The sequence below is a fragment of the uncultured Campylobacter sp. genome, assembly GCF_938045595.1.
Classification (GTDB): domain Bacteria; phylum Campylobacterota; class Campylobacteria; order Campylobacterales; family Campylobacteraceae; genus Campylobacter_B.
In genome coordinates this window covers 1-4,819 of the sequence record NZ_CALIBB010000319.1, presented here as the reverse complement: position 1 = coordinate 4,819, position 4,819 = coordinate 1, and the positions used below count along the sequence as shown (strand labels likewise).

The 4,819-nt window shown below is 36.1% G+C and carries 7 protein-coding genes; 1 reads left to right on the top strand and 6 read right to left on the bottom strand.

Annotation, left to right across the window (positions count from 1 at the left end):
- The coding region (locus Q0340_RS12260; RefSeq protein WP_298083535.1) for a hypothetical protein at positions 1 to 297 on the bottom strand (297 nt) is incomplete at its 3' end.
- Positions 298 to 1,013: 716 nt separating this feature from the next.
- Here Q0340_RS12260 and Q0340_RS12255 point away from each other — a divergent pair.
- Positions 1,014 to 2,657, top strand: coding sequence for a relaxase/mobilization nuclease domain-containing protein (locus Q0340_RS12255; RefSeq protein WP_297997629.1), 1,644 nt, complete (start codon positions 1,014 to 1,016; stop codon positions 2,655 to 2,657).
- Between the two features lie 175 nt (positions 2,658 to 2,832).
- Here Q0340_RS12255 and Q0340_RS12250 read toward each other — a convergent pair whose 3' ends face one another.
- From Q0340_RS12250 to Q0340_RS12230, 5 genes are read right to left on the bottom strand one after another with little or no spacing between them, the layout of a single operon-like run.
- Positions 2,833 to 3,396, bottom strand: coding sequence for a HepT-like ribonuclease domain-containing protein (locus Q0340_RS12250; RefSeq protein WP_297997628.1), 564 nt, complete (start codon positions 3,394 to 3,396; stop codon positions 2,833 to 2,835).
- Positions 3,389 to 3,724 carry a nucleotidyltransferase domain-containing protein gene (locus Q0340_RS12245; RefSeq protein WP_297997626.1) on the bottom strand — a complete coding sequence of 112 codons (336 nt, stop codon included), beginning with the start codon at positions 3,722 to 3,724 and terminating at the stop codon, positions 3,389 to 3,391. The genes Q0340_RS12250 and Q0340_RS12245 overlap by 8 nt, the downstream gene beginning before the upstream one ends.
- Positions 3,725 to 3,743: 19 nt before the next feature.
- The gene (locus Q0340_RS12240; protein ID WP_297997625.1) at positions 3,744 to 4,163 is read right to left on the bottom strand and encodes a hypothetical protein; all 420 of its coding nucleotides are present in this window, start codon (positions 4,161 to 4,163) and stop codon (positions 3,744 to 3,746) included.
- Positions 4,164 to 4,200: 37 nt separating this feature from the next.
- Positions 4,201 to 4,443: a hypothetical protein gene (locus Q0340_RS12235; protein WP_297997623.1), complete on the bottom strand. Its 243-nt coding sequence runs from the start codon at positions 4,441 to 4,443 to the stop codon at positions 4,201 to 4,203.
- 4 nt (positions 4,444 to 4,447) lie between these two features.
- A complete protein-coding gene (locus Q0340_RS12230) occupies positions 4,448 to 4,741 on the bottom strand; it encodes a hypothetical protein (RefSeq protein WP_298083534.1) in 294 nt (97 codons plus the stop codon).
- Positions 4,742 to 4,819 lie beyond the last annotated feature (78 nt).

The following is a 4,819-nucleotide window of genomic DNA, read 5'->3' as shown; positions in this document are numbered from 1 at the left end:
TAAGCCGTATGCGATACCAAGAATAATCGCGATACCGAGTAGCAGTTTTATATTATTTTTCAAAGCTTCAATATTTACGAACATTATTGTTAAGAATACTACGACCCATATAATACCGAATACGGTGATTACAGTATTGATAACGCTTGCCGCACTACTGCCGGCTTCCTTGATTTGTTCATTGGCTTTTGATTCTAATGTCTTTAGAACGTTTTGACCACCGGCTCCGAATAAATGAAATGGCAAAAACATTAAAAAGCAAAAAATACCTTTTACCTTTTTTGAGACTTCTCTCATTATTTACTCCTTTTTGATTAGAATATTTTTGATTTCTAGCACTATACTATTTTTCGAAAAGCGAGATTTTGTAAAAGTGATTTTGCGAATAGCGATTTAAAGGATATACAAGCAATTTTTTTAAAGATTTTATAAGTATTTATTTACTTTTTTACTTTTTCATATTGATTATTTTATAGGCTTTTTGCGATTATTTTTTTAAAAAAGCCTTTTTACAAAATTACGCTTTTTAAAAATTTTACAAATTCTTTTAAAAATTTTCTCTTCCGTTTCGTTTTGCTTATCTCTGAATACTTTTGCTAGATATTTTTAATTTTTTCTTATATTTTGTCCATAAGCTTATCCGAATAAAATTTTCTTGTTTTATTTTTACGCATAGCGAATATAGTTCTAACTTTTCAAATATTTTTGTGCTCTTTTTACGCTTTCCCTTTTAAAACCTACTTGCTTTTTCTCAAAAATAAAATGCTCTGCGTTTTATTTTATTTTCGGTAATTGCAAAATTACCGAAAATCACAGCTTTTTTAAGTTTAGTTTCCCCATTTTTAGGCGTTTTATCGCCGTAAAATGGGCTAAACTTAAAAAAGTGATATACAAAGGGGGTTATCCTGCCTTACTTCTGGCATTATCTTTTTTTAAAGCTACTTACACTAACATCTTTTGCAAATATATTTAAAAGCTATGAAAATTTTTTTAAAATTTAAAAGGGAGAGAATTTGGCAAGACGTGATTGGGATGCGTTTTTTGAAGAGCTAAAAAGTATCAGGGCGGGCTATACCCGCACGGCAAAATCAGAGCATAAATATGTTTCCTTTGGAAGTGGCGCGGGATTTTCTCGCTCGCATATTCCTTTTCCTAAAAACAACTTTGCCAAGCAATCAGTCGTAAAGATGATTTCAAATTTGCCTAAAACTTCCATCAAGCGCTGCATCGACTACGCTCTTAAAAACTCTCTTGACGGCGCGGCTATCAATGAAAAAGGGGAGAGAGTAGGCAGCGATGAAATTTTAAAAGAATGGGGCAAGGACTTCGGCGATAATCCGAACTCGAAGGACGCATGGCATTTGATTTTTTCCATTAACGAGCCTTGCGACGATCAGAGAAAATTGCGGGCTTTAAAAGAAAGCGTGCATAACGTATTAGGTCTAAATTTTAGCGGACACAAGTATGCTTTCGTGCTACACACTCATCAAAATAATCCGCATGTGCACGTGGTCTTGAATAAACGAAATAGCTTTACTAAGAAAAAAATCCACTTTGATAGTAGAAGCGAAATCAGGGAGTTTTTTGACGATGTGCGGACGAATTTTGCTTACTCTCTTGGGGCTCGCGGGCTAAAATACGAGAATAAAAACTTCTTACAAAAGGATTTGAAGCTCGAATTTAACAAGATAAAATCTGCCGTAAAGCTAGAGATGGACGATTATACGGCAAAGGATAAGATTAATGACTACTACTGCAAAATGCAGGATAAAAATAAGCAAAGCTATGACGCTACGGCAGGGCGAATTGAAGCTATGAATAACGAGCTTGCCGCGCTTAAAAAGGATAATGAGGAGCTCTTACGGCTCTTTTTGCTTTATACCAAAAAGCGAAATAAACGGGCATATAAGCTCGCTCATGAGTTAAAAGAAAGTAACCGCTCAATCAAAGAAAAGAGCAAGGCCGTGCTATCTGAAATCGACAAAATAAATAAAATTTCCAGTCAAGCTACGCAGCTTAACGAGATGCGGCTAGCTCACTATAAAGACCGCTCCGCAGGTTTAAATTTACTTGAAAATTTTAGCTACAACTACAATAAAATTTATCCGAAAAATAGAGGCGCTAGCAAGGCCGATATCGAAAATTATAAAAAAGTGCGACGCGCTATCGCTATTCATCGCGGCCGCGAGGACGATGCGGCTAGAAAATATTTCGAAGATAGTCTGCTAGTTACTCGTATGCTCGGGCGCAACGAAAGCCTTTTTAAACTAAGCGCGAAGCTTGAAATTTTGGATAAAAATCTTTACGTTTTGCAACACTCGGGCATAATCGGCGAAGAGGCTACCTCCTTTGAAAAAAGGCTAAAAAGCAATAAAGAATTTATCGCGGATATTTGCAAAAAACGCTTCGATTACGTCGGCAAAAAGCTTTTAAATAGCGATAAAATCGATAAGGACGGCTTTTTGTTCAAAGAATATTTTAAAGGCGTATCGGTGCTGGGCATTAAGCCTGACGATCGTCTAGTAAAAATCAAAAACGAAAAGGGGCTTTATAAGGACGTCTTGGCTAAAAACGGCGTTGAAATTTCAAAATCTTATACGCCTAGTCGCTTGGCGGACAAAGATAAATTTAAAAACGAACGTGGTGGTAGAGAGTAGATTACATTTAAGAAATAATAAAATATTTAAAAGATAAATAACGTTTTATTAAAATATAGCAAAATCAAAAATATCAAATTTTTTAAAATTATGTAAAAAGAAGCATAAAAAAAGTCTAAAATTTAGAAAAAAGGAGAGAAATATTTTCCTCCTTTTTTAAAAATTCGAACGTAAATCATTTTACGTTCTCGTTTGAGTTGCTTTTGATGATGCCCTTTAGCTTGTCTGCATATGATTTATCAAGCTCGAGTCCGTTTTTTCGTAATTTGTCGTAGTCTTTTTGGATATCTGCTCTAAGATCGCTTTTGGCTTGCGGGATTAAAATATCCTGCTTCTTAACGAAACGATCAATCTTTTTTTGTAAATCTCCATATAACTCCTGCTTCGTTTCTTTTATGACTTTTTGTAGATTTTCTTTGAGATTGGGAAGATCCGCGCGGATCACGTCTTCTATGATCTCGTTTTGTATATTGTCGTAATCGTGGGAAGACCAATTTCTAATATCTCTTATCCCTTTTAGGTCTTCCTTTTTAAATTTATCTAAGACGTGGTATTCCTGTGCCTCTTCAAGTTTCTTGAATTGCTGGTATACGACGTCGATATGTTTCATTATCGCCGGCTTTGTAAGTAGCTCGTCTTCTAGTGCCGCCGTAATGCCTTTTGGCTTACAAACTTCAAATACCTGATCTATTTTTTCTACCGCTAGCTCTAGGCGATATAAAATTTTTTTATCAGACATAAATTGCTCCTTTTACTATTTTGTTGTCTTGCATTTTTTGCTCGGAGTAAAAATCGCAAATATCAACAGGTTTATGAAATTTACTTGCGATTCGCTCTTTTAAATCATTCAAATATGCAAGCGCTTTAAAGGCATGCAACCTATCCAAAAAGTCTCTTTTATTGGCCAATACGACTATATCGATATCCGAGTCCTCACCTGCATAGCCTTTGGCATAGCTTCCGAAAAGCCCTATCTTTTGGATGCCGTCTTTTTCAAGGTGCGGCTTGATCTCGGATAGATACGCAAGTATCGCTTCTTTGGTTAAAGCAGGTAATGTCGTCTTCATTGAGATATGCTCCTTTATTTTATCTTTTTCCATTTTCAAGAACTGTTATATGTTCTGGATCGCATTCAAATTTGCCCCATTTTGTACATTCAATCTCGTATGTTGAGCCCACCTTTTTATTATTTTTATCTACGACTACTACTACGAGTTTCTCATCGTTTATGAGATCATTTTGGGCTTTCCATCTTGTAAATTTAGCAAAGCCCTGTTCTGATGTGTAATTTTTCCAATTTTCGCCGTTGAATAAGGTCTGTGCATGATAAAATTCAAAATCTGCATTTTTAACTCTCTCTTTTAACTTATTAACCATTGCATCGTAATTTGCTTGTTTTATCGCCGGATTCGCATTCTCTAGCTTCACAAGCCCGTCATCCTCGCCACATCCTGCCAACATAAGCCCGGCTATAACGAACGCCGTCAATAGTTTGATTCTCTTCATTGTTCCATCCTTATTTTATAAATTATAGCATATTTTGCTATTTACTTTTGCGCCTCTCGAGCTCTTCGTAAATCGGCATCAGGACCTCTTCTTTGTAGCCTCTGAAATCAAAGCCTAGCGAGTCCAAGTAGTCCACCATCATCTCTACGCTGCTCTTAAAAAATCCAAGCTCCCTGTCGCTAATATTGCCGAGTTCCGCCGGCTCGAGAGGGAGCGGAGCTTTGCTTAGCTCCGCCATTATGTCGTGTGCTCTTTCAAATTTGTTATAGTTTTTATTCATTGGCTTATGCCGCCTTTTTTCGTCTTTTCTTCGTCGTGGTCGCGCGCGAAACTTGGTATAGCTCCTGAAAATGCTTGGGGTGTAATATGATTCTAGTCTCGCCCTCATGCCTATCAAGCTTTAATACAAAGCAATCCATTTTCTTAAATACGTCCAGCACCCCGTAAGTTTCGCGCTCATTTAGTAGCGCGCTTATCGTCTCTTTTTCCATTAAAGTCCTATAAGGCTTAAATCCTTTCGTGCTTCTTAGTACGTTTGGCATTTTAAGCTCGCCGAAATTTATAAATAACTCTTTCATTTTAGTTCTCCTTCTTCTTAATTTATAAATCGATTATACCACTCTTTAACTTAATAAATAATAAAATACAAAATAATA